Here is a 23049-nt window from a genome sequence, read left to right as displayed (position 1 = left end):
ACATTTGTTAGGTGCGAGGCTTCGAAGCTAGCAGTCGGCGCAGACGAGCGGGAGAGCCTGTGGACAACGTGCCGCGCGACCGAACCGTCGTCGTCACCGGCGGCACCCGGGGTGTCGGGGCCGGGATCGCCCGCGCGTTCGCCGAGACCGGCGCCCGGGTCGTCGTCTGCGCTCGCAGACCGCCCGAACAGCCCCTGGACGGCACCGAGTTCAGCCCGCTCGACCTGCGCGACCCGCCCGCCGTCCGGGCCTTCTTCGGCGCGCTGCCCCGGCTCGACGTGCTCGTCAACAACGCGGGCGGCACACCGTACCGGCGGCTGGCTGACGCCGACGCCGAACGGCATGCCAGGGTCGTCGAGTTGAACCTGATCACCCCGCTGACCGCGTCCCTCGCCGGGTACGAGCAGTTGCGCCGCAGCCGCGGCTCGGTCGTGATGGTCGGCAGTGTCAGCGGCAGCCGGCCCTCGCCCGGTTCGGCCGCGTACGGCGCGGCCAAGGCCGGCCTGGCGAACCTGGCCGCCTCCATGGCCGTGGAGTGGGCGCCGGACGTCCGCGTCAACACGCTCGTGGTCGGCATGGTCCGCACCGAGCTGTCCCATCTGCACTACGGCGGGCAGGACGGCATCGACGCCGTCTCCCGCACCGTCCCGCTCGGCCGGCTGGCCGCCCCCGCCGACGTCGGTGCCGCCGCCGTCTTCCTCGCCTCGGACGCGGCGGCCTACATCAGCGGAGCCAGTCTGCACGTGCACGGAGGCGGGGAGCGGCCCGCCTTTCTGGACGCCACGACCGTCAACCGTCAACCGGGAGCAGCGGGAGAAGCCACATGAGCGGAATCTGCGACGGCCGGGTCGTCGCCGTCACCGGAGCGGGCCGTGGGCTCGGCCGCGCCCATGCCCTCGCCTTCGCGGCCGAGGGCGCCCGGGTCGTCGTCAACGACCTCGGAGTCGGGCTGGACGGCGCGCCGGGCGTACGGAACCCGGCCGAGGCCGTCGTCGCGGAGATCCGGGCCACCGGCGGCGAGGCGGTGGCCCACGGCGGCGACATCGCCACGACCGACGGCGCGGGCTCCCTGGTCCGTACGGCGCTGGAGACGTACGGCCGGTTCGACACGCTCGTCAGCAACGCCGGGTTCCTGCGCGACCGGATGCTGGTCAATCTCGACGAGGACGACTGGGACGCGGTGATCCGCGTCCACCTCAAGGGCCACTTCCTGCCCCTCAAGCACGCCGCCGCGCACTGGCGGGCCGAGGCCAAGGCCGGGCGCGCCCCGCAGGCCCGGATCGTCCACACCAGCAGCGGGGCCGGACTGCTGGGCTCGGTCGGGCAGGGCAACTACAGCGCCGCCAAGGCCGGGATCGTCGGGCTGACCCTGGTCGCGGCCGCCGAACTGGCCCGCTACGGCGTCCAGGTCAACGCCGTCGCGCCCGCCGCGCGCACCCGTATGACGGAAGGCGCCTTCGCCCAGGCCATGGCGGCACCGGCCACCGGTTTCGACGCCATGGCCCCCGAGAACGTCTCGCCGCTCGTGGTCTGGCTGGGCTCCGCCGCGAGCGCGGGGGTCACCGGCCGGGTCTTCGAGGCGGAGGGCGGCCGGATCACCGTCATGGAGGGCTGGCGCCCCGGCCCGACCACCGACAAGGGCACCCGCTGGACACCGGCCGAGGCCGGGGAACGGGCCCGCGAACTGCTGGCCGCCTCGGAACCACCGGGAACGGTCTACGGCGTGCGGTGAACCTACGTGTCGCACTCCAGCACCGTCCGGCACAGGCCGCACCGCGCCCGTACGCGGCCCTTCACCGGTACCCGGATCCGCTGCTGGCAGGTCGGGCAGGGGAAGGTCACGCGGAGCCGGCCGGCGGGGTCGGGGGTGAAGGCGTAGGGCGCGCCCGGCACCACGGAGGGTGCGTGCCGGCGGTCGTGGGCGTAGCGGCGCCGGCCCGCCCAGCCGGCCCCGGTCAGCGGCGGCTGCTGCGCGTCCCGGCGGGCTCGGGCCATCCCCTGGACGTACGCGTCGTAGGCCTGTGGGCTGGTGAACCACACCGAGGGGTCCTCGTCGAAGAGCAACGCCCGCTTGGCCAGGACGTACCCGAACTCCTCAGGGGTGAGATAGCCGAGCTTCTGCGAGGAGACCGCGTCCTGCCGGAAGGCGTCCAGCAGCAGCCAGCCCGCGCCCAGATAGGCCGTCACCGTGTCCGTGAGGATCTCGTTCTCGGCCGTGGTCGGGAAAGTGAGGTCCAGACGGTGCAGATAGACGTGCGCCACCTCGTGGGCGAGCGCCGCGCCGATGTCCCGGCGGTGGGCGCGGAAACGGTCGTTCAGTTCCACGAAGTACTCGGGGCCCGCCGCCAGTTCCACGTGCGCCGCGTGCGTCATCTCACGGAAGCCGACGATCAGCCGCGCGTCCGGCAGCCGGAAGTGCCGCACGATCTCGCGGGCCACCCGCTGCGCGCCCAGATGCAGATCGTCGGTGTCGCAGAAGGCCACGTCGGCCGGGGCCAGGCTGGCCGAGAACGTCTGGACGGTGTCGTAGGACAGGCGCTTGTACAGCGCGGTGATGGCGGCCCGCACCGTCTCCAGATGCGGGTAGCCGTGCTGGACCGGTCCGCCGTTCGCCACGTCCGCACCCCCAATGACGCCGGAACTCCTCTCCACTGTAGGCGGCACGCACGGCAGGTCACACCGGCAGCAGCCGGGGTGCCGGCCGGTCCGGGCCGGTCTCCTGCAGCTCCAGCACCCACACGTCGTTCGCGCCCTCCCGCAGCACCGGGCCGGGGACGTACAGGGACCGCTGGGGGCCCACCGACCAGTAACGGCCCAGAGCGAAGCCGTTGATCCAGACGAAACCGCGGGTCAGCCCGGGCAGCTCCAGCCGGGCGTCCCCGGCCCCGCGGACCACGGCAGTGCCCCGGTACAGGCCCGCCGCGCCCTCCTCGGGCAGCGCGCCGAACGGCACCCGCGCCACACCGTCCGAGAAGGCGTCCAGATCCAGCCCACGCGCGCGTACCCCGTGCAGATACTGCCGCTCGTGCAGGATGCCGCCGGTGATCCCCTTCGCCTCACCGAAGCGCGGCCCGTAGTTCACCCGTCCGAGAGACTCCACCCACGCCACCACGCGCGCGGGACCCGCGACGGGCTCCTTCAGCCGCGGCTCCTCCTCGGTGAGCACCCCGGCCCGCTCGCCGTCCACGTACACCACCGCGAGATCCCGCAGCCCGCGCAGGGTCAGCGGGTACGGCTGCCGCGGACCGGGCACGTCCACCTCGTAGCGCACCAGTCCCCGGGTGACGCGCAGGTCCTCGAACGCGGGCGGGAGCGGGGCCACCGTCTCCTCGCCGCCCAGGGCCCGAAGGACGTCGTCCAGGGATGCCCAGCCGTCGAGTGTCACCTCGGCCGGGCGGCCCAACGAGGCGGGCGGCGGCGGCAGTTCGGGCAGCGGCCCGTCATGGTGGCCGGCCAGTACCTCGCGAAAGCGCCAGAACTTCTCCGTGGCGCGGCCGTACTCGTCCACGGGGGCGTCGTAGTCATAGGAGGTCACATCCGGCTCCAGCGGGCCCTCGTGCGGCGCGCCGCCGCCCCGGTTGGCGCCCGCCCAGCCGCCGAAGCTCGTGCCGCCGTGCGCCATGTAGAGGTTCACCGACGCCCCGCACTCCAGGATCTCCCGCAGCACCCCGGCGGCCTCCTCCGGGTCCCGTACGACATGCTCGCCGGCCCAGTGGTCGAACCAGCCGCACCAGAACTCCATGCACATCAGCGGACCCTCGGGGCGGTGCCTGCGCAGCGCCGCGAAGGCCTCGCGCGCGTGGGAGCCGAAATTCACCGTGGCGAGCACCCCGGGCAGCGAACCTCCGCTCAGCATGTGGTCCTCGGGGCCGTCCGAGGTGCACAGCGGGACGGCGATCCCCTCGGCGCGCAGCAGATCCGCCAGCTGGCGCAGATAGCCGGTGTCGCTGCCGTAGCTGCCGTACTCGTTCTCGACCTGCACCAGGACCACCGGGCCGCCGCGGTCGATCTGCCGGGGCACGATCTCGGGCATCAGGCGGTGGAACCAGTGCTTTACAGAGGACAGATAACGCTCGTCACGCGTGCGTACACGCGTTCCCGGCTCGCCGGTGATCCAGGGCGGCAGACCGCCGTTGTCCCACTCGGCGCAGATGTAGGGGCCCGGCCGCACGATCGCCCACAGACCGGCCTCCCGGACCGCGTCCAGGAAGCGGCCGAGCGCGTGCACGTCCCGGTGGCCGCCCGGGACCGGCCGGTGCAGGTTCCAGGGGACGTACGTCTCCACGCAGTTCAGGCCCATCGCCCGCAGCATCGCCAGCCGGTGCCGCCAGTGCTCCTCGTGCACCCGGAAGTAGTGCAGCGCCCCGGACAGCAGCCGCACCGGCCTCCCGTCCAGCAGGAAGTCGGCTTCCCCCACCGTGAACTCGCTCATGCGCCCCAGCCTCACCCCTTCCGGCCATGCGTGCCATGGACGAAGATCGGCGCTGCTTGGACAAACGTCCGCGGCCGCCGACGCCGGGAGGAGCACCGATGTACCAGACCTGGATGCGGTTCTTCAGCCCCGGCCCCGCACACCACCGCCTCGGCCTGGTCTGCCTCGGCGTCGGACTCCAGCACGGCGCGCTGCCCACGGTCGGCCCGCGCACCCTCGATCACCATGTGGCCGTCGTGATCAGCGCGGGCCGCGGCTGGTACCGGGGCGCCGACGGCCGTCGCACGGCCGTCACCGCGCCCGCGCTGCTCTGGCTCACCCCCGGTGTGCCGCACCACTACGCGCCCGATCCGGACACCGGCTGGGACGAGGGCTTCGTCGACTTCGCCGGGCCCGCCACGACGACGTACACCGACCTCGGTTACATCGAGCCCGAGCGGCCCGTCGTGCCGCTCTCCGACGCCTCGGGGCCCCGCGCGGTGGTCGCCCGCATCGCCCGCGCCGCCCGCCGCGGCAACCCGCTGCTGGAGGTGGAGACCGGCGCCGCCGTGCACGAACTCCTCGTCGCCCTGCGCCGTGCGCGCGCCGACCTCGCCCCGGACGGCGACCAGGTGCTCCAGGCGCTCGCGCGCGACGCCTGCACGCCGATGAGCGTCGCCGACCACGCCGCCCGGCACGGGATGACCGCCGCCGAGCTGCGCGGCGCCGTGCGCCGGGCCGCGGGCTGCAGCCCCAAGGACTATCTGCTCGGCATCCGCCTCGGCCGGGCCAAGGAACTCCTGGCCGCCACCGAGCTGCCCGTCGCCGCCGTCGCCCGCCGCGTCGGTTACGACGACCCCGCCTACTTCTCCCGGCTGTTCACGCGCCGCGTGGGCCTCGCGCCGGTCCGCTTCCGCGCCCAGCAGGGCCGCAGCGTGCCCGGCGGCTGGAGCGACCGCGTCCCGGACCCGGACGATCCGCCGGTGATCCACTCTCCGGACACCCCGCAGACCGGGCCCGGCGAACCCATAGGGTGATGTCATGACCACCAGGAACACCGCAAACGGAGACGTGGACCCCGAGGTCCGCCGGGAACTGGACCGGCTGCGCGAGAGCATCGACAACATCGACGCGGCCGTCGTCCATCTGCTCGCCGAGCGTTTCAAGGCCACCCAGCAGGTGGGCCGGCTCAAGGCGGCGCACCAGCTGCCGCCCGCCGACCCGGCCCGCGAGGCACGCCAGATCGAACGGCTGCGCCGCCTCGCGGAGAACGCCAAGCTCGACCCGGCGTTCGCCGAGAAGTTCCTGAACTTCATCATCGCGGAGGTGATCCGGCACCACGAGCGCATCGCCGAGGACACGGCCAACGGCCTGCAGGCGGGCGACTGACACCGGTGTGACTCCCGGGGCCGGTGAGTCGGACATATGCCGTGAATCCGCCCACCCCCTGTGCGCTGTCAGTGGCATCGGGCAGCATGGCCTGCATGTCCGTTCTCACGCGCGATGAAGCGCAGCTCCGAGCACAGCTCCTCGACGTCCACCGCTACACGGTCGAACTGGACCTGACGACCGGGGACGAGACCTTCGACTCGCGGACCGTGATCCGGTTCACCGCGCTGTCCGACGGGGACACGTTCGTGGAGCTGAAGCCCGCGGAGTTGCGCGCCGTCACGCTCGACGGAGCGCCCCTGGACCCCGAGTCGCTGCACGACGGCCGGCTGGCGCTGAAGAACCTCGGCGCGGGGGAGCACGAGCTGAGTGTCGAGGCCGCCATGCGCTACTCCCGCACCGGCGAGGGCATGCACCGCTTCACCGACCCGAGCGACGGCGAGACGTACGTCTACACCCAGATGTTCATGGACGACGTCCAGCGTGTCTTCGCCGCCTTCGACCAGCCCGACCTGAAGGCCGTCTTCGAGGTCTGCGTCAAGGCGCCCGCGGGCTGGACCGTGCTCGCCAACGGCGTCACCGCACAGCGCGCCGACGGCGTGTGGCAGGCCGCGCCCACGCCGCCGATCTCCACGTACCTCGTCGCCGTCGCCGGCGGTCCCTGGCACTCGGTGCGCACCGAGCACCGGGGACTGCCCTTCGGGATCCACTGCCGCCGCTCCCTCGCGCCGTATCTCGACACCGACGCCGAGGAGATCTTCGACGTCACGCGCGCGTGCTTCGACCGCTACCACGAGAAGTTCGACGAGCCGTACCCCTTCGACTCCTACGACCAGGCCTTCGTCCCCGAGTTCAACGCGGGCGCCATGGAGAACCCGGGCCTCGTCACCTTCCGCGACGACTTCGTCTTCCGCTCCGCCGTCACCGACACCGAGCGCGAGACCCGCGCCATGGTGATCGCGCACGAGATGGCCCACATGTGGTTCGGTGACCTCGTCACCCTCAAGTGGTGGGACGACATCTGGCTGAACGAGTCCTTCGCCGAGTACATGGGCTACCAGACCACCGCCGAGGCCACCCGCTTCACCGGCCCCTGGACCGAGTTCGCGGTCGCCCGCAAGGCCTGGGGCTACGACGCCGACCAGCGGCCCACCACCCACCCGGTCGCCCCCGAGAAGGTCGACGACACGGCCTCCGCACTGCTCAACTTCGACGGCATCTCCTATGCCAAGGGCGCCTCCGCGCTGCGCCAACTGGCCGCCTGGCTCGGCGAGAAGGACTTCCTCACGGGCATCAACACCCACTTCGCCCGGCACAAGTTCGCCAACGCCACCCTCGCCGACTTCATCGACTCCCTCGCCTCCGCCACCGACCGGGATGTGCCCGCCTGGGCCGACAGCTGGCTGCGCACCATCGGCGTGGACAAGCTCACCCCCGTCCTCGCCTCCGGCGACGGCACCAGCAACCTGACCGTCGACCGCGCGGGCAGCCGCCCGCACCGCCTCACCGCCGGTGTGTACGACCACGCGGTCGCCGACGAGGGCCGGCTGGTGCTGCGCACACGCCTCGACCTGGACGTCCCGCAGACCGCCCCGCTGCCCGTCGGTAAGCGCCCCGCACTGCTCCTGCTCAACGACGGCGACCTCACCTACGCCAAGGTCCGCTTCGACGACGAGTCCTTCGCCACGGTCCGGGCCGCCCTCTCCGGCCTGCCCGACCCGCTGACCCGCGCGGTCGTCTGGAACGCGCTGCGGGACGCCGTACGCGACGGCGAACTGGCGCCCGCCGCCTACCTGGAGACGGCCCGCGCCCACCTCCCGCGCGAGACCGACCTCGCCGTCCTCCAAGGTGTCCTCGCCTTCGCCTGCGGCCAGATCACCGACCAGTACCTGCGGCCCGAGGACCGCCCGGCCGCCCTGTCGACCCTCACCGCCCTGTGCCGCGACCTGCTGCGGCGCACCGAGGACGGCGACCACCCCGGCCGACGCCTGATCGCCGTGCGGTATCTGATCACCGTGGCCGCCCACCCCGACGCCATCGCCGCCTGGCTCGCCGAGGGCACGGTGCCCGGCGGGCCGGAACTCGACCCCGAGCTGCGCTGGCGCATCCTCGGCCGGCTCGCCGTGCTCGGCGCCACCGACGAGGCCGCCATCGCGGCCGAGCTGGAGCGCGACCCGAGCGCCACCGGCCAGGAGGGCGCCGCCCGCTGCCGGGCCGCCCTGCCCGACCCGGAGGCCAAGCGCGCGGCCTGGGAGGCGATGTTCGCCGGCGACGAGCTGTCCAACTACCTCTTCACGGCCACCGCGCAGGGCTTCTGGCAGCCCGAACAGGCCGATCTGGTACGGGAGTACGTGCCGCGTTTCTACCCGGACGCCACGGCACTCGCGGCCCGGCGCGGCCCCGCGATAGCGGTCGCCGCCGGCCGCTGGGCCTTCCCGGCCCATGCCGTCGACACCGGGAACCTGCGGCTCGGCGAGGCCGCCCTGCATGACGCCGACCTCACCCCGGCGCTGCGCCGTGCCCTCGCCGACCGCCTCGACGACCTGACCCGGGCCCTGCGGGTCCGCGGCGAGCCGGGCGAGCGCCGGGAACCGCTGGAAGAGAGCGAAGAGACGGAAGAGCCGGAAGAGACAGCGCGGGCGGAGTAGGTCCAGCGGACCAGGACTTGGCTCGTCCCTTGTGACGATGCCGGGGGTCCGGGTGCCTTCCTAGGCTCGGGAGGGTCAGGAACGATCAGCCGATCCTTCGGAGGCACCTTCGTGATCGTAGTGACCGGCGCGACCGGCAATGTCGGCCGTGCCCTCGTCCACCGTCTCCTCGCCGCGGGCCGGCCCGTGCGGGCGCTCACCCGCGACCCGCAGCGGGCCGCTCTGCCCGACGGCGCCGAGGTGGTGCGGCTCCGGTCGGACGACCCGGCCGCCCTGTTCGGCGGCGCGACGGCCGTCTTCCTCTACGCCCACCCCGAAACGGCCGACCTGCTGACGGCGGCCCGCGCCCACGGGGTGCGGCAGGTCGTGCTGTTGTCCAGCGCCATCATCGAGGAGGGCGCCGACGAGACCCACCCCATCCATGTCATGCACGCCACCGTCGAGCGGCAGATCCGCGACAGCGGGCTCGACTGGACCTTTCTGCGCCCGGGCGGCTTCGCCACCAACGCCCTGCAGTGGGCCCCGCAGATCCGCGCCGGGGACACCGTCCGCGGAGTGTTCGCGGGCGCGCTCTCCGCGCCGATCCACGAGGACGACATCGCGGCAGTCGCCGAGCGGGCCCTGCTCGACGGCGGACACGAGGGTGCCGCGCACCGGCTGACCGGGCCCGTGGCGACCACCAACGCCGAGCAGGTCGCGGCGATCGGCGCGGCCGTCGGCAGAGAGCTCACGTTCGTGGAGGCGGACCCCCGCGAGGCGGGCACCGAGCTGTACCCGCACGTCCCGCCGCAGATGCTCGAACGGCTGCTGCGGACCTTCGAGGAGAGCGTCGGGGTGCCCCCGGAGATCACCGACACCGTGGAGAAGCTCACCGGCACCCCGGCCCGCCCCTTCGCCCGCTGGGCCCGCGACCACACCGCGGACTTCGGCGGAGCGGCCTAGGGCCTAGCCACCCCCTCGGTCCCCCGGCCGGGGGCGGCAGCGAACGGTCCGTTCCTCAACCCGACACGCTTTCCCCGCACGGAGATACCCCCTTTCGGGTGTGATCGTTGGGCTTTTTGGACGCACAGGACTCTTTCCGTACAAGCTGGAAGTCCAGCTACAAGCCGGGAGACCACCGGCGCCGGAGACTCCCCGCGGGCCTGGCCCGCGGGGAGCAGAGCCCCTGAGCGGAGGACAGCCGATGAGCGGTGCCGAACCTCTGCGTACGCCGCCCCTCGCCTCGGGCCCGCACGGCCCCGCCGCCCTGCGCCCCCTGCTCGGCACTGTCCTGGAGGCGCTCGCGGCCGGCGGCCGGGCGCGCGGCGGGCCGCTGCCCGCCGGGGGACCCGAGGCCGTCGCCGCGCGCGTCGCCGAGATCCTCGGGGACGTCCTGCCGGAGCAGGGCGACCCCGAGGCCCTGCGCACCCTCGTGTACGCCCTGGCGGAGGGCGCCGCCGACCCCGCGGAGCCGCTGTGCGCGGCCCATCTGCACTGCCCGCCCCTCGCCGTGGCCACCGCCGCCGACCTCGCCGTGAGCGCCCTCAACCCCTCCCTGGACTCCTGGGACCAGGCCCCGGCCGCGTCCGCCCTGGAGGCCGCCGTCACCCGCGCGCTCGCCCACGCCGCCGGGCTCGCCGACGCCCTCGTCACCACCGGCGGCACCGAGTCCAACCAGCTCGCCCTGCTGCTCGCCCGCGAGGCACACGGCGCCGGCGTACGGCTCGTGTGCGGGACCAACGCCCACCACTCGCTGCCGCGCGCCGCCTGGCTGCTCGGCCTGCCCGAACCGGTGGTCGTCCCGGCCGCGGCCGGCACCCTCGACCTCGCCGCCCTCGACGAGGCCCTCACCACGCTCTGCGGCCCCCTGCTGGTCGCCGCCACCGCCGGCACCACCGACGCCGGACTCATCGACCCGCTGCCCGAGATCGCCGGACTGTGCTCCGCCCACGGAGCCCGGCTGCACATCGACGCGGCCTACGGCGGGGGCCTCCTCTTCAGCGACCGGCACCGCGACAGACTCGCCGGACTCGAAGCCGCCCACACCGTCACCCTCGATCTGCACAAGCTCGGCTGGCAGCCGGTCGCCGCCGGTCTGCTCGCCGTCGCCCGCCCCCGCGAACTCGCCGTACTCCACCAGCGCGCCGACTATCTGAACGCCGGCGACGACACCGAAGCCGGCCTTCCCGACCTGCTCGACCGCTCCCTGCGCACCACCCGCCGCCCCGACGTCCTCAAGATCGCGGTCACCCTGAGGGCCCTCGGCCGCGGCGGTCTCGGCGCCCTGGTCGACCAGGTCTGCGCCCGCGCCCGCGAGTTCGCCGAGCTGGTCCGGGACCACCCCGGCTTCGAGCTGTACGACCGGCCCGTGATCAGCACGGTGCTGTTCCGGCCCCAAGGCGCCGCCGACGACGCCGTGGCAGCCGTACGCCGCGGGCTGCTGCGCGAGGGCCGGGCCGTCCTCGGGCGCGCCCGGCTCGACGACCGTCTCTGGCTCAAGGCCACCTTCCTCAACCCCCACACCCGGCCGGACGACCTGGCCCAGCTCCTGAAACTCGTGGAAGAAGGCTCCCTCGTATGACCAACCCCCCACACCACGACGCCACTTCCCCCCGCGACCTCGTGGGCGTCGGCATCGGTCCCTGCAACCTCTCGCTGGCCGCCCTCGCCGACCCGCTCGCCGAACTCGACGCCGTCTTCTACGACCAGCGCCCCGGCTTCGACTGGCACCCGGGCCTGCTCATCGAGGGCGCCACCCTCCAAGTTCCGTTCCTGGCCGACCTGGTGACCCTCGCCGACCCGACCAGCCCCTGGAGCTTCTTGAGCTACCTCAGATCCCGCGAGCGGCTCTTCCCCTTCTACTTCTCCGAGCGCTTCCACATCCAGCGCGCCGAGTACGACGCCTACTGCCGCTGGGTCGCACAGAACCTGCCCGCGCTGTCCTTCCGCCACCAGGTCGACGCGGTGCGCTGGAATCCCGAACGGGATGTGTTCGAGGTCGACTTCACCCAGCTCGACGCCGAGGGCGAGGCCGAGGCCCTGGGCCGTACCTACTGCCGTAACGTCGCCCTCGGCGTCGGCACCGCCCCCTATGTGCCCGACCCGCTCAAGCCACTGGTGGACGCCCCGGGCGTGCCCGTCATCCATGCCGCCGACTATCTGGACCACCGGTCCGTCCTCCTGGCCGCCGACCATGTCACCGTCGTCGGCTCCGGACAGTCCGGCGCCGAGGTCTTCCTCGACCTGCTGCGGCACCGGCCCGCCGGCCGGGAGAAGCTGCACTGGATCGGCCGCAGCGAGGCGTTCGCCCCGATGGAGTACTCCAAGCTCGGCCTGGAGCACTTCACCCCCGACTACACCCGCTATTTCCACGGGCTGCCCGAGCCCGTCCGGGACCGGCTGATCGCCGCGCAGTGGCAGCTGCACAAGGGCATCGACGCCGGCACGCTCGCCGCCATCCACGACGAGCTGTACCGGCGCACCCTGCACGGCGGCTGGCCCGACGCCGTCCTCACCCCGGGGGTGCGGGTGCGCACCGCCGGCCGGATCGCCACCACCAAGGTCGAACTCCATCTGGAACACATCCAGCAGGGCGGCCGCTCCCGGCTCACCACCGGCGCCGTCGTCCTCGCCACCGGCTACCGCGAGCGCCCGCTCAGCCGCATCCTCGCCGGTCTCGACCCTTATATGCGCCGCGACAGCAGCGAACGGCCCCGCATCGACAACGAGTTCCGGCTCGTCCTCGACCCGTGTGTGACCGGCTCGGTGTACGTCCAGAACGCCGAGCGGCACACCCATGGCGTGGGCGCGCCCGACCTGGGCCTCGCCGCCTGGCGCAGCGCCACCATCCTCAACTCCCTCACCGGGAAGGACCCTTATCCGCAGGCCGCCCGGACGGCCTTCACCACGTTCGGCCTCCCGGAGGGCCGGCCCCAGATCCCGCGGGCCCGGCAGGCACCACGCCTCATCCCCCTGGTCGAAGGACGCTGACAGGGAATTCGCTCATCGGAGCGAACGGCCGCACAATTCAACACTTGTCAATGACGCTTCACGCAAAGGTTGTTGAGTGGACATGTGCGGCCGATTCTCTACCCGCCGGTAAGCCCTAGGCTCGACGTATGCGCCGAGCAAAGATCGTCTGTACTCTGGGGCCCGCCACCGACTCGTACGACCAGATCAAGGCACTGGTCGACGCCGGAATGGACGTCGCCCGTTTCAACCTCAGCCACGGCACCCACGCCGAACACGAGGAGCGCTACCGGCGGGTGCGCAAGGCGGCCGACGAGACCGGCCGCAGCGTCGGAATCCTCGCCGACCTTCAAGGCCCGAAGATCCGGCTCGGCCGTTTCGCCGAAGGGCCGGTACTCCTTGAACGCGGCGACACCTTCACCATCACCGTGGAGGAGGGCGTCGAGGGGGACCGCCACCGGTGCGGCACCACGTACGCCGGCCTCGCGAGCGACGTCTCGCCCGGTGAGCGCGTGCTCGTGGACGACGGCAAGGTCTGCCTGGAGGTCACCGCCGTCGACGGTCCCCGTGTGCGCACCCGGGTGGTCGAGGGCGGTGTGATCTCCGACCACAAGGGGCTGAACCTCCCGGGTGTCGCCGTCTCCGTCCCCGCCCTCTCCGAGAAGGACGAGGACGACCTGCGCTGGGCGCTGCGCACCGGGTTCGACGTCATCGCCCTCTCCTTCGTACGCAGCGGTGACGACGCCAGGGACGTGCACCGGATCATGGCCGAGGAGGACCGCCGCCTCCCGCTGATCGCCAAGGTCGAGAAGCCGCAGGCCGTGGAGAACCTCGACGGCATCGTGGCCGCCTTCGACGGGCTCATGGTCGCGCGCGGCGACCTGGGCGTGGAGATGCCGCTGGAGCAGGTGCCGATCGTGCAGAAGCGCGCGATCAAGCTGGCCAAGCGCAACGCCAAGCCGGTCATCGTCGCCACCCAGATGCTCGAATCGATGATCGCGAACTCCCGGCCGACCCGCGCCGAGGCCTCCGACGTGGCCAACGCGGTCCTCGACGGCACGGACGCGGTGATGCTCTCCGGCGAGACCAGCGTCGGCACGTACCCGATCGAGACCGTGCGCACCATGGCGAAGATCGTCGCGGCCGCCGAGGAGGACATGCTGGCCAAGGGGTTGCCGCCGCTGACCGAGCGGAACAAGCCGCGCACCCAGGGCGGTGCGGTCGCCCGTGCCGCCGCGGAGATGGGCGACTTCCTCGGCGCGAAGTTCCTCGTGGCCTTCACCCAGTCGGGAGACACCGCCCGACGGCTGTCCCGCTACCGCTCGCCGATCCCGCTGCTCGCCTTCACCCCGGAGCAGGCCACCCGCTCCCAGCTCAGCCTGACCTGGGGTGCCGAGACGTTCCTCGGCCCGCATGTCGACTCCACCGACGCCATGGTCGACCAGGTGGACGAGCTGCTGCTGAAGTACGGCCGCTGCAAGCGGGGCGATGTCGTGGTGATCACGGCGGGTTCCCCGCCCGGAGTCTCGGGCTCGACCAATATGGTCCGGGTCCACCACATCGGTGAGGACGACAGCCCGAAAGCATGAGACGACAGCCCGAAAGCATGAGAAAGAGGGCGTGAAAAAGGGCCCCTCACCCGAGGGGCCCTCCAGGGCGCCGACCTTGGAATCCAAGGATAAGTGCCCCGGGTCGGACTCGAACCGACACTGTACGGGTTTTGAATCCGTTGCCTGCTGCCAATTGGGCTACCGGGGCTCGCAGAATCCAAGGTTTCCCCCGACCCTCCGCGCGTCCACCATACCGTAGCTAGGTAGGCTCTTGTCAGCAGTACCCCTGCCTGAACGAGGAGCCCCTGTGACCGCCGAGTCGCCCCAGCCCGTAGACGCGCCCGACGACGACAAGTCGCACGTGCCTCCGCTGACGACCCGCGTCGTCATCGCCGAGGACGAGGCCCTGATCCGGCTCGATCTGAAAGAGATGCTGGAGGAGGAGGGGTACACCGTCGTCGGTGAGGCCGGGGACGGTGAGCAGGCCGTCGAGCTGGCCCGCGAGCACAAGCCGGACCTGGTCATCCTCGATGTGAAGATGCCCAAGCTGGACGGCATCTCCGCGGCCGAGAAGATCGCCGAGGAGTCCATCGCGCCGGTCCTGATGCTCACCGCGTTCTCACAGCGCGACCTCGTCGAGCGTGCCCGGGACGCGGGTGCCATGGCGTACCTGGTCAAGCCGTTCAGCAAGAGCGACGTCGTCCCGGCCATCGAGATGGCCGTCTCCCGCTTCACCGAGCTGAAGCAGCTGGAGCAGGAGGTCGCCGACCTCACCCAGCGCCTGGAGACCCGCAAGCTGGTCGACCGCGCGAAGTCGATCCTGCAGACCGAGTACGGCCTGACCGAGCCGGCCGCCTTCCGCTGGATCCAGAAGACCTCGATGGACCGCCGTATGTCGATGCAGCAGGTCGCCGAGGCGGTCATCGCGGACAACGAGGAGAAGAAGTCCACGAAGAAGCCCTGACTCTTCCGGCCGACGTTCCCCGCGCCGGGCAAGGGCGCGGGGAACCAGCGTTGCGTCTAGTCCTCGCCGAGATACGCCTTCCGCACGGACTCGTCATGCAGCAGGTCCCGCCCGGTGCCGGACAGCACGATGGTGCCCACCTCCATGACATGACCGTGGTCGGCGAGCGAGAGCGCCGCCTGGGCGTTCTGCTCGACCAGCAGAATCGTCGTGCCCTGTGACTTCAGCTCGGCGATCGTCGCCATGATCTTCTGCATCATGATCGGCGACAGACCCATCGACGGCTCGTCCAGCATCAGCAGCTTCGGCTGGGACATCAGCGCCCTGCCCATCGCCAGCATCTGCTGCTCACCGCCGGAGAGGGTGCCGGCGGCCTGCTTGCGCCGCTCGCCCAGGATCGCGAAGAGGTCGTAGGCCCGCTGGATGTCCTTCTCGATGCCCGGCTTGTCGGTGCGCAGGAACGCGCCGAGGCGCAGATTGTCCTCGATCGACATGCGCGGGAAGATGTGCCGGCCCTCGGGGGAGTGGGCGAGGCCGAGTTGGACGATCTCGTGCGCGGGGACCTTCTTCAGGGACTTGCCGTTGAACCTGATCTGGCCGCCGACCGGCTTGAGCAGGCCTGAGAGCGTGCGCAGGGTCGTGGTCTTGCCGGCGCCGTTGGTGCCGATGAGGGTGACGACCTCGCCCGCCTCGACCTTGAAGGAGATGCCTTTGACGGCCTCGATCTTGCCGTAGGCGACCCGGAGGTCCTCGACTTCGAGCAGTGCGGTCATCGGTCGCTCTCCTTGCCGGGCGCGGCGTCCGTGCTGGGTTCGGCCTGGGCCTCAGCCGCTTCGGTCTCGGCCTCAGTGGCCTCAGCGGCCTCAGCGGTCTCGGCCTGGGCGGCCTCCGCGGCCTCGACCTCGGCGACCTCCTCGGCGCCGGGGGCGTTCTCGAAGGGTTCGCCGAGGTAGGCGGCGATGACGCGCTCGTCGCCCTGGACGGTGGCGCTGTCCCCCTCGACCAGCTTCGCGCCCTGCACGAGCACGGCGACGCGGTCGCAGAGGTTGAAGATGAACCTCATGTCGTGCTCGATGACGAGGACGGCGATGCCCTGGTCACGGATGGCGAAGACGAGTTCCTCGGTGGCCCGGGTCTCCTGCGGATTCATTCCGGCGGTGGGCTCGTCCAGCAGGAGCAGACCCGGTTCGCTGGCGAGCGCGCGGGCGATCTCCAGCTTGCGCTGCTCGCCGTAGGGCAGGTTGCGGGCCAGGTGATCGGCCTTCGGCGCGAGGCCCACGAACGCCAGCAGCTCCATGGCGCGTTCACGGGAGGCCTTCTCCGCCCGGTGGAACCCCGGGCCGCGCAGTACGGCGGACCAGAACCCCTCCTTGGTCCGGGTGTGCCGGCCCACGAGGACGTTCTCCAGGACCGTCATGTTGGCGAACAGCCGGATGTTCTGGAAGGTGCGCGCCACGCCGGCCGCGGTGACCTTGAACGACTTGGGCGGAAGGACGGCGCCCTTGTAGCGGACCTCGCCCTCGGTGGGGATGTACAGGCCGGTGAGGCAGTTGAAGAAGGTCGTCTTGCCGGCGCCGTTGGGGCCGATGAGGCCGACGATCTCACCGCTGCTGACGGTGAGGTCGACATCGCGTACGGCGGTGAGACCGCCGAAGCGCATGGTGACGCCGCGTGCGTCGAGGATGGTCTCACCGCGGGTGGTGGTTTCGGTGGTCATGGTGGTCAGGCCCCTGTCGGCTCAAGGACTGTGGGCGCTTCGGCCTCTTCGTGGAACTCCAGTTGACGGCGCCGGTTGGGCACGAGGCCTTCCGGCCTGAAGCGCATCAGCAGGATCAGCGCGACACCGAAGGCGAAGAGCTGGTAGTCGCCGAGGAACTGAAGCTTGTTGGGGATGAGGAAGAGCAGCGAGGCACCGATGAGGGGGCCGCCGATGGTGCCCATGCCGCCGAGCACGACCGCGGCGAGCAGGAAGGCGGAGTTGGGTGGGATGGGACCGGCGAACAGGTACTGCTCGGGGGTGACGGTGTAGGTGACGTGGGCCTGGACGGTCCCGGCGAGTCCGGCGAGGGAGGCGCCGACGGCGAAGGCGATGAGCTTGACCCTGAAGCCGTTGATGCCCATCGCGAGGGCCGCCGTCTCGTCCTCGCGGATGGCGACCCAGGCGCGGCCGATGCGGGAGTCACCGCTGCGCCGGAAGACGAGTACGACGACGGCGGTGATGACCAGCATCAGGAAGAAGTAGTTGGCGAACCGGCCGATGGTGAATCCGCCGACGTCGTGCTGGGCGCCGAGGTCGAAGCCGAGGATGTCGAGGTTCGGGATCGACGAGACTCCGTTGGAGCCGTTGGTGACATCGGGTCCGGAGGTGCCGTCGAGGTTGTTGGCCGTGATCCGGAAGATCTCACCGAAACCGAGGGTGACGATGGCCAGGTAGTCGCCGCGCAGGCGCAGGGTCGGGGCGCCGATGAGCACACCGAAGACGAGCGAGGCGGCAGCGCCCACCAGGACGGCGGCCCAGAAGGGGAAGTGCACATGGAAGGGCGAGCTGGGCGAGCCGGACACCAGGGACGCGGCGTAGGCGCCGACGCCGAGGAAGGCGACGTAGCCGAGGTCGAGAAGGCCGGCGAGGCCGACGACGATGTTCAGTCCGAGGGCGACGGTGGCGAAGATCAGGATGTAGACGCCGAGGGTCGCGTACTGGTCGTCGGTCTGGGTGAAGGGGAACAGCGCCGCGGTGACGAACGCCCCGCAGACGGTGATGTTCTGGTGGCGGGAGGTGATCTGGGAGGCATGGGCGATGAGGCCCGACTTGCTCAGGGCGCCGAAGCCGAAGCCGGCCGTGATGAGGAAGCCGATGAACAGCTCGTCGTAGGCGGTGCCGATGCCGTAGGTGAAGACCGTGAGCGCGAGCGCCAGGACGACGACGATGACGAGGATCTCGGCGTAGGCGGGGAGCCGGCGCACTGCGGGCGGCGCGTCCGCGGAGAAGGCCGCCTTGACGGTCTCCCAGCTGTGGGCGGCCCGGTGCCTGGTGTGCTCCCAGCGGCTGTCGTCGGGGTCGATGGGGTCGGGTTCGGGCCGCCGGAAGGGCAGGGCGAGGGCGCCGAGCAGGGTGGCGAGGCTGGTGACGGCGACGAGGTAGCCGCCGGGTTCGAGGTTGACGAGGCCGCCGAGTTCGACGCTGATCGCTATGACGGTGTACCAGACGGTGCCGAAGGTGGCGAGGGCGGCGAACTTCAGCGCCGCGTCGGCACCCGCGGGGACGAGCCAGCGCAGGCCCTTGACGCCGAAGGAGGCGAGGCCGAGCAGTGTGGTGAGGGCGCCGCCGATGAGGACGAGGACCTGCAGACCGCCCGGGTAGCCGTAGACGGTCAGGTCGCCCGGGAAGTCCGAGGTCCAGGTCCAGGCCAGGAAGGTGGAGATGACGGTGAGGGCGCCGCCGGCGGTGGCGAGGGCGCGGCCCAGGAGCGGTGGGATCCCGATGAGGCCGGTCTGGGTCCCGGCGGCGGGTGCGCTCGGGGTGTCTGATGCGGTGGTCTGTGTGGTCATCGGTGTCACGCCCTGTCCGCGACGCGCTCGCCGAGCAGACCCTGTGGCCTGAACAGCAGAACGAGGATGAGGAGTACGAAGGCCCAGACGTCGGCCCAGGACTGGGTGCCGAACTTCGCCATGCCGGGGAGATCGGCGATGTAGGCGGTGGCGAGGGTCTCGGCGATGCCGAGGACGACTCCGCCGATCATCGCGCCGTAGATGTTGCCGATGCCACCGAGGACGGCGGCGGTGAAGGCCTTCAGACCGAGGATGAAGCCCATACGGAAGTCGATCTGCCCGTACTTGAGGCCGTCGGCCACGCCGCCGACGGCGGCGAAGGCGGCACCGAGGGCGAACGCGATCACGATGATGCGGTCGGTGTTGATGCCCATGAGCCTCGCGGTGTCGGGGTCCTGGGCGGTGGCCTGCATACCGCGTCCGGTGCGCGTCTTCATGACGAAGTAGGCGAGGAACGCCATGCTGATGGGGGCGGCGATCAGCAGGAAGATGTCACCGGTCTGGATGGTGACATTGCCTATCTGGAAGGGGCCGCCGCCGATCTGCGGGAAGGTGCGCGCGGACTTGGCCTCCGGGTACCAGGCCCAGACCGCCTGCTGGAGGGCGAGGGACAGGCCGATGGCCGTGATGAGAGGGGCCAGCCGGGGCGCGTTGCGCAGGGGGCGATAGGCGAATCGTTCCGCTCCTACGGCGACCAGAACGGCGACGAGGATGCCGCCGATGAGCATGAGGGGCAGGGCGACCCACATGGAGGTGCCGTCGGGCAGGACGTACGCGTAGACCGTGAGGGCGCCGAAGGCGCCGGTCATGAAGATCTCGCCGTGGGCGAAGTTGATGAGCTGGACGATGCCGTAGACCATCGTGTAGCCAATGGCGACCAGCCCGTACATGGATCCCAGTAGCAGGCCGTTGACCAGCTGCTGCGGCAGTTCGTTCACCGCAAGTCCTCCGAGACTTTCGGATGTTCGACGGGAGTGCCGGATGTCCGGATGCGAGACCGCGCGGGGCGCCAGTGGAACAGCGCCCCGCGCGGCTCATGAGTGGTGCGGGTGAAGGGCGGTCTCAGCCGCCGTTGTACGTACCGGACTCCACGGTCTTCCAGGCGCCGCTCTGGACGGAGTAGACGGTGAGCTGCTTGTTGGTGGTGTCGCCGTATTCGTCGAAGGAGACCTTGCCCGTCACGCCGTCGAAGGAGACGTTCTGCACGGCGGCGGTGATCTTGGCGCGGGCGTCGGAGGGCAGCTTGCCGCTGTTGTCCTCGACCACCTTCTTCACGGCCTGGATGATCGCCCAGGCGGAGTCGTAGGCGTAGCCGCCGTAGGCGCCGTACTCCTGCGCGTAGCCGCCGGCCTTGTAGTTGGCGAGGAAGTCCTTGGCCGAGGGCAGCTGGTCCAGCGGGGCGCCGACGGAGGTGACCATGTCGCCGTTGCTGGCCGGGCCGGCGAGCTTGATGTAGGTGGGGTCGTAGACGGCGTCGCCGCTGACCAGAGGCGCCTTGGTGCCGGCGGCCTTGATCTGCTTGCTGAGCGGGCCGGCCTGCGGGTATTCGCCACCGTAGTAGACGACGTCGGCGCCCGAGTTCTTCACCTTGGTGGCGACGGCCGAATAGTCCTTGGTGTCGGGGTTGATGTGCTCGGTGCCCACGATGGAGCCGCCGAGCTTCTTGAACTCCTCACTGAAGGTGCTGGCGAGGCCGGCGCCATAGGTCTTCTTGTCGTCGATGACGAAGACCTTCTTCTTCTTGGACTTGTTGAAGACGTACTGCGCGGCGAACGGGCCCTGGATGGCATCCGTGGTCGCCGTGCGGAAGTACGACTTGTACGTGCGGACCTTGCTCTTCTGCCAGTTGTCACCCTGGGTGAGCGTCGGGTTGGTGTTGGCCGGGGATACCTCGACCAGCTTGGCGTCGTCGAAGACCTTCTGCATGGACTGGGCGACGCTGGAGTTGAGCGGGCCGACGACCCCGTAGACGTCCTTGTTCGACACCAGTTTCGAGGCGTTCTGCTGGCCGGAGGACGGCTGCGCCTGGTCGTCCAGTGCCTGCGTCTGGAAGGTCACACCGTCGACGGCCTTCTGCTTGTTGGCCTGCTTGACCGCGAGATCCACCGAGTTCTTGATGCCGAGGCCGATCGCGGACAGATCGCCGGTGAGCGGGGCGTCGACGCCGATGATGACGGTGGTGCCGCCCTTGGAGTCCGAGCCGCCGCTGTCACGCGAGCCGCAGGCGGTGAGGGTAAGTGCACCCGCCGCCAGCGCGGCGGTGATGGCGATGAGCGAACGTTGACGCACGATCAGTCCTTTCCCTGGACAACCGCATCCCGATGGAAACGGTCGAGCCGCACGCCTGGCCGCAGTTGACAAACCAACGGCGCGGTGACTGGCCGTGACTCTAAGCGTGTGTGGGGAAGGTGGAGGAGAGTCTGGCCGATGCTGTGACGCTCTTGTTATGACACGAGGTAATGCAGAGCGGTACACCGTGGGGAGAACGCCGGAATTACTGATGATTCGCCCCGTCCGAATCATGAGAACCTGCAGTACACCCATGATCGTTCCAGGTGTCTCGGGGGTTTTGGTGATTACCTGGACCGGTTGCTGTGAGCGGCTTCGCAGGCCGGTGTGATGCTCTTTGCGCAAAGGCGGCTCGTATGGAAACCGCTCATCCATATTGCGCGCGCATTACGCAGTGTTACGCCCGGGAAGTTTTTATGTATTTCGCAGCGACTTTCCCTCGTACGTGATCTGCGCGGCCCGCAGCACCTCCGTCAGCCCGTCCGCCACAGCCGGCACGTGATCCCACAGGAACCAGTGGCCGCCCGGGAAGAGCCGCAGGTCACCGGTGCCCACACCGTGCCGCAGCCACCCGGCCGTCTCCTCATGGGCGGCCAGCGGGTCGTCGCGCCCGCCGAGGGCGAGAACGCGCACCGGCAGCGGCGGTCGCCCCCGGTGGGCGTGCTCGGCGCCGAGCCGCACATCGTCCCGCAGCCGCTCGCGGACGAGTTCGACGAACTCGGGGTCCTCGGCGGCCTGCGCCAGTGCGCCGCCACAGGAGCGGAGGTACTCCGCCGTGCTCTCCGGCTGGTCGAGATCGACCGCCGGCCGGAAGCCGTACTGCGGCGCCACCCGGCCGGAGACGGCGAGGACCGCGGGTGACGGACACCCGAGGCCGATCAGCGCGGCGGTCGTCTCGTACGCCACGAGCGCACCCATGCTGTGCCCGAAGAGGCCGTAGCAGTCCACCGGCCGCAGCGCCAGGTCGTCGGCGATCCGGCGGGCCAGGTCGTCGGCCAGGCCGCGCAGGCCGCCTCCGTCTCCGTCTCCGTCGAGATACCGCCCGGACTCCCAGGCGAGCGGCACCGCCGCCGGGGACACGTCGGGCCGGGCGGCCCAGTGGTCGGTCAGCGGACGGTAGGCCGCGGGGCCGCCGCCCGCGTAGGGCAGCAGGTAATAGCGGCCCGGCGCCCGGCCGTTCGAGTGGCCGGGCGGGCGTGCGTCCGGCACGCCCGTCACCGCCCCGTCCCGCACCACCGCGCCGGTCATCGCCGCGCCCGTCATCGCCGTACCCGTCACCTTCGCGTCCGCCTCAGCCACGGCTGGGTCCGTTCTCCGTCGCGGTGGTATGTTCCGCCGCCGCGGCGCCGGCCGTCCGTGTGCCGGAGCCCGGGGACAACCTGCCCAGCAGGGCCCGCAGTTGGGGTCCGGCGAGGATGAACGCGTTGGCCACGAGGACGACCAGTACGCCGAGCACGGCCAGCGCGTTCCACCGGTAGTGCTCGAAGACCGTCGAGAGGGAGAGAGAGACGACCGGGAACGCCACCGTGGCGAAGGCGGCGCGGTCGGGGCCGATGCGCGACAGCAGCGTCAGGTAGGTGACGAAGGCGATCGCCGAGCCGCAGACCGAGAGATACACCAGGCCCGCCACATACTTGAACGACGGCTCGACCGTGAACGAGTTCCCCGCGAACAGGCATCCGATGGTCGTGAAGAGCCCTCCGTACAGCATGCTCCACGCCGTGGACTGCACGACGGGCAGGCCGCCTTGGGACTGGTTCCACGAGGACGTGATGTTGCCGAACGAGAACAGCAGGGTCGCCCCGAGGCCGAGCAGGACGCCGGTCAGCAGGCCCGACGAGGCCTTGGTGTGGGCGATGTCGTCGCCGAACACCATGGCGAGCCCCACCACACCGGCGATCGCGCCGAGCACCACGGTCCGGGAGATGGGCCGCTTCAGGAAGATCCGGCCGTTGAGGATGTTGAAGCCGACCGAGAGGCAGAAGATGATCGAGACCAGTCCGGAGACGAGGTGTTCGGAGCAGTAGTAGAAGAGCACGTAGTTGACCGAGTACATGAGCAGTCCGACCAGCGCGAGCCGCAGATGACTGCGGACGGGGAAGCGCATGGGCAGCTTGCGCACACCGGTCCAGATGAACATGCAGAGGGCGGCGAGCAGGAAGCGGTACGCGACCGACACGGCCGGATCCACACTGCCCAGCTGTAACTTGATGCCGATCCAGGTGGTGCCCCAGAACAGCACGATCACCGCGTACAGCACGATGTTCACGAAAGCTCTTTCCTTCGGTACTCGCTCCTGAG

At 70.9% G+C, this 23049-nt stretch carries 19 protein-coding genes and 1 tRNA gene; 10 read left to right on the top strand and 10 right to left on the bottom strand.

Features of this window, described 5'->3' with window-relative positions:
* Positions 1 to 59: 59 nt before the first annotated feature.
* Both IE277_RS00720 and IE277_RS00715 read left to right on the top strand, forming a co-directional pair.
* Positions 60 to 827: an SDR family oxidoreductase gene (locus tag IE277_RS00720; protein WP_373310686.1), complete on the top strand. Its 768-nt coding sequence runs from the start codon at positions 60 to 62 to the stop codon at positions 825 to 827.
* Entirely contained in the window at positions 824 to 1732 is a 909-nt protein-coding gene (locus IE277_RS00715; protein WP_189947434.1) for an SDR family oxidoreductase, read from the top strand. The genes IE277_RS00720 and IE277_RS00715 overlap by 4 nt, the downstream gene beginning before the upstream one ends.
* Positions 1733 to 1734: 2 nt before the next feature.
* Here the strand turns inward: IE277_RS00715 and IE277_RS00710 are convergent, their stop codons facing one another.
* The gene (locus IE277_RS00710; RefSeq protein ID WP_189947432.1) at positions 1735 to 2616 is read right to left on the bottom strand and encodes a hypothetical protein; all 882 of its coding nucleotides are present in this window, start codon (positions 2614 to 2616) and stop codon (positions 1735 to 1737) included.
* Positions 2617 to 2674: 58 nt separating this feature from the next.
* Positions 2675 to 4432, bottom strand: a complete 1758-nt coding sequence (locus IE277_RS00705) for a glycoside hydrolase family 35 protein (protein WP_189947430.1) — start codon at positions 4430 to 4432, stop codon at positions 2675 to 2677.
* A gap of 98 nt (positions 4433 to 4530) precedes the next feature.
* On the opposite strand from IE277_RS00705, the gene IE277_RS00700 reads away from it, so the two are divergent.
* The 7 genes from IE277_RS00700 (at position 4531) to pyk (ending at position 13985) form a co-directional block, all read left to right on the top strand.
* Positions 4531 to 5448 (top strand): helix-turn-helix domain-containing protein, encoded by a 918-nt coding sequence (locus IE277_RS00700; protein ID WP_189947428.1) that lies wholly within the window; start codon positions 4531 to 4533, stop codon positions 5446 to 5448.
* A 4-nt stretch (positions 5449 to 5452) separates the two neighbouring features.
* Positions 5453 to 5800 carry a chorismate mutase gene (locus tag IE277_RS00695; protein ID WP_189947426.1) on the top strand — a complete coding sequence of 116 codons (348 nt, stop codon included), beginning with the start codon at positions 5453 to 5455 and terminating at the stop codon, positions 5798 to 5800.
* A 95-nt stretch (positions 5801 to 5895) separates the two neighbouring features.
* Entirely contained in the window at positions 5896 to 8448 is a 2553-nt protein-coding gene (gene pepN, locus IE277_RS00690) for an aminopeptidase N (protein ID WP_189947424.1), read from the top strand.
* Between the two features lie 111 nt (positions 8449 to 8559).
* On the top strand, positions 8560 to 9390 hold the full coding sequence (locus tag IE277_RS00685; protein ID WP_189947422.1) for an SDR family oxidoreductase: 831 nt from the start codon (positions 8560 to 8562) through the stop codon (positions 9388 to 9390).
* A gap of 241 nt (positions 9391 to 9631) precedes the next feature.
* A complete protein-coding gene (locus IE277_RS00680; protein ID WP_189947421.1) occupies positions 9632 to 11008 on the top strand; it encodes a pyridoxal phosphate-dependent decarboxylase family protein in 1377 nt (458 codons plus the stop codon).
* Complete coding sequence (locus IE277_RS00675) at positions 11005 to 12417, top strand: lysine N(6)-hydroxylase/L-ornithine N(5)-oxygenase family protein (RefSeq protein WP_189947419.1); 1413 nt, start codon at positions 11005 to 11007, stop codon at positions 12415 to 12417. Before IE277_RS00680 ends, IE277_RS00675 begins: the two co-directional genes overlap by 4 nt.
* 128 nt (positions 12418 to 12545) lie before the next feature.
* Positions 12546 to 13985, top strand: coding sequence for a pyruvate kinase (gene pyk, locus IE277_RS00670; RefSeq protein ID WP_189947416.1), 1440 nt, complete (start codon positions 12546 to 12548; stop codon positions 13983 to 13985).
* Positions 13986 to 14079: 94 nt separating this feature from the next.
* Here the strand turns inward: pyk and IE277_RS00665 are convergent.
* Positions 14080 to 14154, bottom strand: a tRNA-Leu gene (locus IE277_RS00665).
* A gap of 99 nt (positions 14155 to 14253) precedes the next feature.
* Between IE277_RS00665 and IE277_RS00660 the strand changes: the two genes are divergently transcribed.
* Positions 14254 to 14910, top strand: coding sequence for an ANTAR domain-containing response regulator (locus IE277_RS00660; RefSeq protein WP_189947414.1), 657 nt, complete (start codon positions 14254 to 14256; stop codon positions 14908 to 14910).
* A 56-nt stretch (positions 14911 to 14966) separates the two neighbouring features.
* Here IE277_RS00660 and IE277_RS00655 read toward each other — a convergent pair whose 3' ends face one another.
* The 7 genes from IE277_RS00655 to IE277_RS00625 all read right to left on the bottom strand — a co-directional run bounded on the left by IE277_RS00655 (position 14967) and on the right by IE277_RS00625 (position 23017).
* Positions 14967 to 15683, bottom strand: a complete 717-nt coding sequence (locus IE277_RS00655) for an ABC transporter ATP-binding protein (RefSeq protein WP_189947412.1) — start codon at positions 15681 to 15683, stop codon at positions 14967 to 14969.
* Positions 15680 to 16627: an ABC transporter ATP-binding protein gene (locus IE277_RS00650; RefSeq protein ID WP_189947410.1), complete on the bottom strand. Its 948-nt coding sequence runs from the start codon at positions 16625 to 16627 to the stop codon at positions 15680 to 15682. The genes IE277_RS00655 and IE277_RS00650 overlap by 4 nt, the downstream gene beginning before the upstream one ends.
* Before the next feature lie 5 nt (positions 16628 to 16632).
* Positions 16633 to 18459: a branched-chain amino acid ABC transporter permease gene (locus tag IE277_RS00645; protein ID WP_189947409.1), complete on the bottom strand. Its 1827-nt coding sequence runs from the start codon at positions 18457 to 18459 to the stop codon at positions 16633 to 16635.
* Between the two features lie 5 nt (positions 18460 to 18464).
* A complete protein-coding gene (locus IE277_RS00640) occupies positions 18465 to 19397 on the bottom strand; it encodes a branched-chain amino acid ABC transporter permease (protein WP_189947407.1) in 933 nt (310 codons plus the stop codon).
* Positions 19398 to 19521: 124 nt separating this feature from the next.
* Positions 19522 to 20748, bottom strand: a complete 1227-nt coding sequence (locus IE277_RS00635) for a branched-chain amino acid ABC transporter substrate-binding protein (protein ID WP_189947405.1) — start codon at positions 20746 to 20748, stop codon at positions 19522 to 19524.
* A 414-nt stretch (positions 20749 to 21162) separates the two neighbouring features.
* Complete coding sequence (locus IE277_RS00630; protein ID WP_189947404.1) at positions 21163 to 22047, bottom strand: thioesterase II family protein; 885 nt, start codon at positions 22045 to 22047, stop codon at positions 21163 to 21165.
* On the bottom strand, positions 22040 to 23017 hold the full coding sequence (locus tag IE277_RS00625; protein WP_189947402.1) for a DMT family transporter: 978 nt from the start codon (positions 23015 to 23017) through the stop codon (positions 22040 to 22042). Before IE277_RS00625 ends, IE277_RS00630 begins: the two co-directional genes overlap by 8 nt.
* Positions 23018 to 23049: the final 32 nt, after the last annotated feature.

The organism is Streptomyces alanosinicus, from assembly GCF_014650595.1.
In the GTDB taxonomy this organism is placed as follows: Bacteria; Actinomycetota; Actinomycetes; order Streptomycetales; family Streptomycetaceae; genus Streptomyces; species Streptomyces alanosinicus.
The sequence above is the reverse complement of the archived record's forward strand: the minus strand, read 5'-3'. Positions and strand labels throughout refer to the sequence as shown.

Bases quoted from the DNA above. Each gene is read 5' to 3' on its own strand.
- IE277_RS00715 (WP_189947434.1), top strand. From the start codon at position 824: ATGAGCGGAATCTGCGACGGCCGGGTCGTCGCCGTCACCGGAGCGGGC.
- IE277_RS00705 (WP_189947430.1), bottom strand. From the start codon at position 4,432: ATGAGCGAGTTCACGGTGGGGGAAGCCGACTTCCTGCTGGACGGGAGG.
- IE277_RS00700 (WP_189947428.1), top strand. From the start codon at position 4,531: ATGTACCAGACCTGGATGCGGTTCTTCAGCCCCGGCCCCGCACACCAC.
- IE277_RS00695 (WP_189947426.1), top strand. From the start codon at position 5,453: ATGACCACCAGGAACACCGCAAACGGAGACGTGGACCCCGAGGTCCGC.
- pepN (WP_189947424.1), top strand. From the start codon at position 5,896: ATGTCCGTTCTCACGCGCGATGAAGCGCAGCTCCGAGCACAGCTCCTC.
- IE277_RS00680 (WP_189947421.1), top strand. From the start codon at position 9,632: ATGAGCGGTGCCGAACCTCTGCGTACGCCGCCCCTCGCCTCGGGCCCG.
- IE277_RS00675 (WP_189947419.1), top strand. From the start codon at position 11,005: ATGACCAACCCCCCACACCACGACGCCACTTCCCCCCGCGACCTCGTG.
- pyk (WP_189947416.1), top strand. From the start codon at position 12,546: ATGCGCCGAGCAAAGATCGTCTGTACTCTGGGGCCCGCCACCGACTCG.
- IE277_RS00655 (WP_189947412.1), bottom strand. From the start codon at position 15,683: ATGACCGCACTGCTCGAAGTCGAGGACCTCCGGGTCGCCTACGGCAAG.
- IE277_RS00650 (WP_189947410.1), bottom strand. From the start codon at position 16,627: ATGACCACCGAAACCACCACCCGCGGTGAGACCATCCTCGACGCACGC.
- IE277_RS00645 (WP_189947409.1), bottom strand. From the start codon at position 18,459: ATGACCACACAGACCACCGCATCAGACACCCCGAGCGCACCCGCCGCC.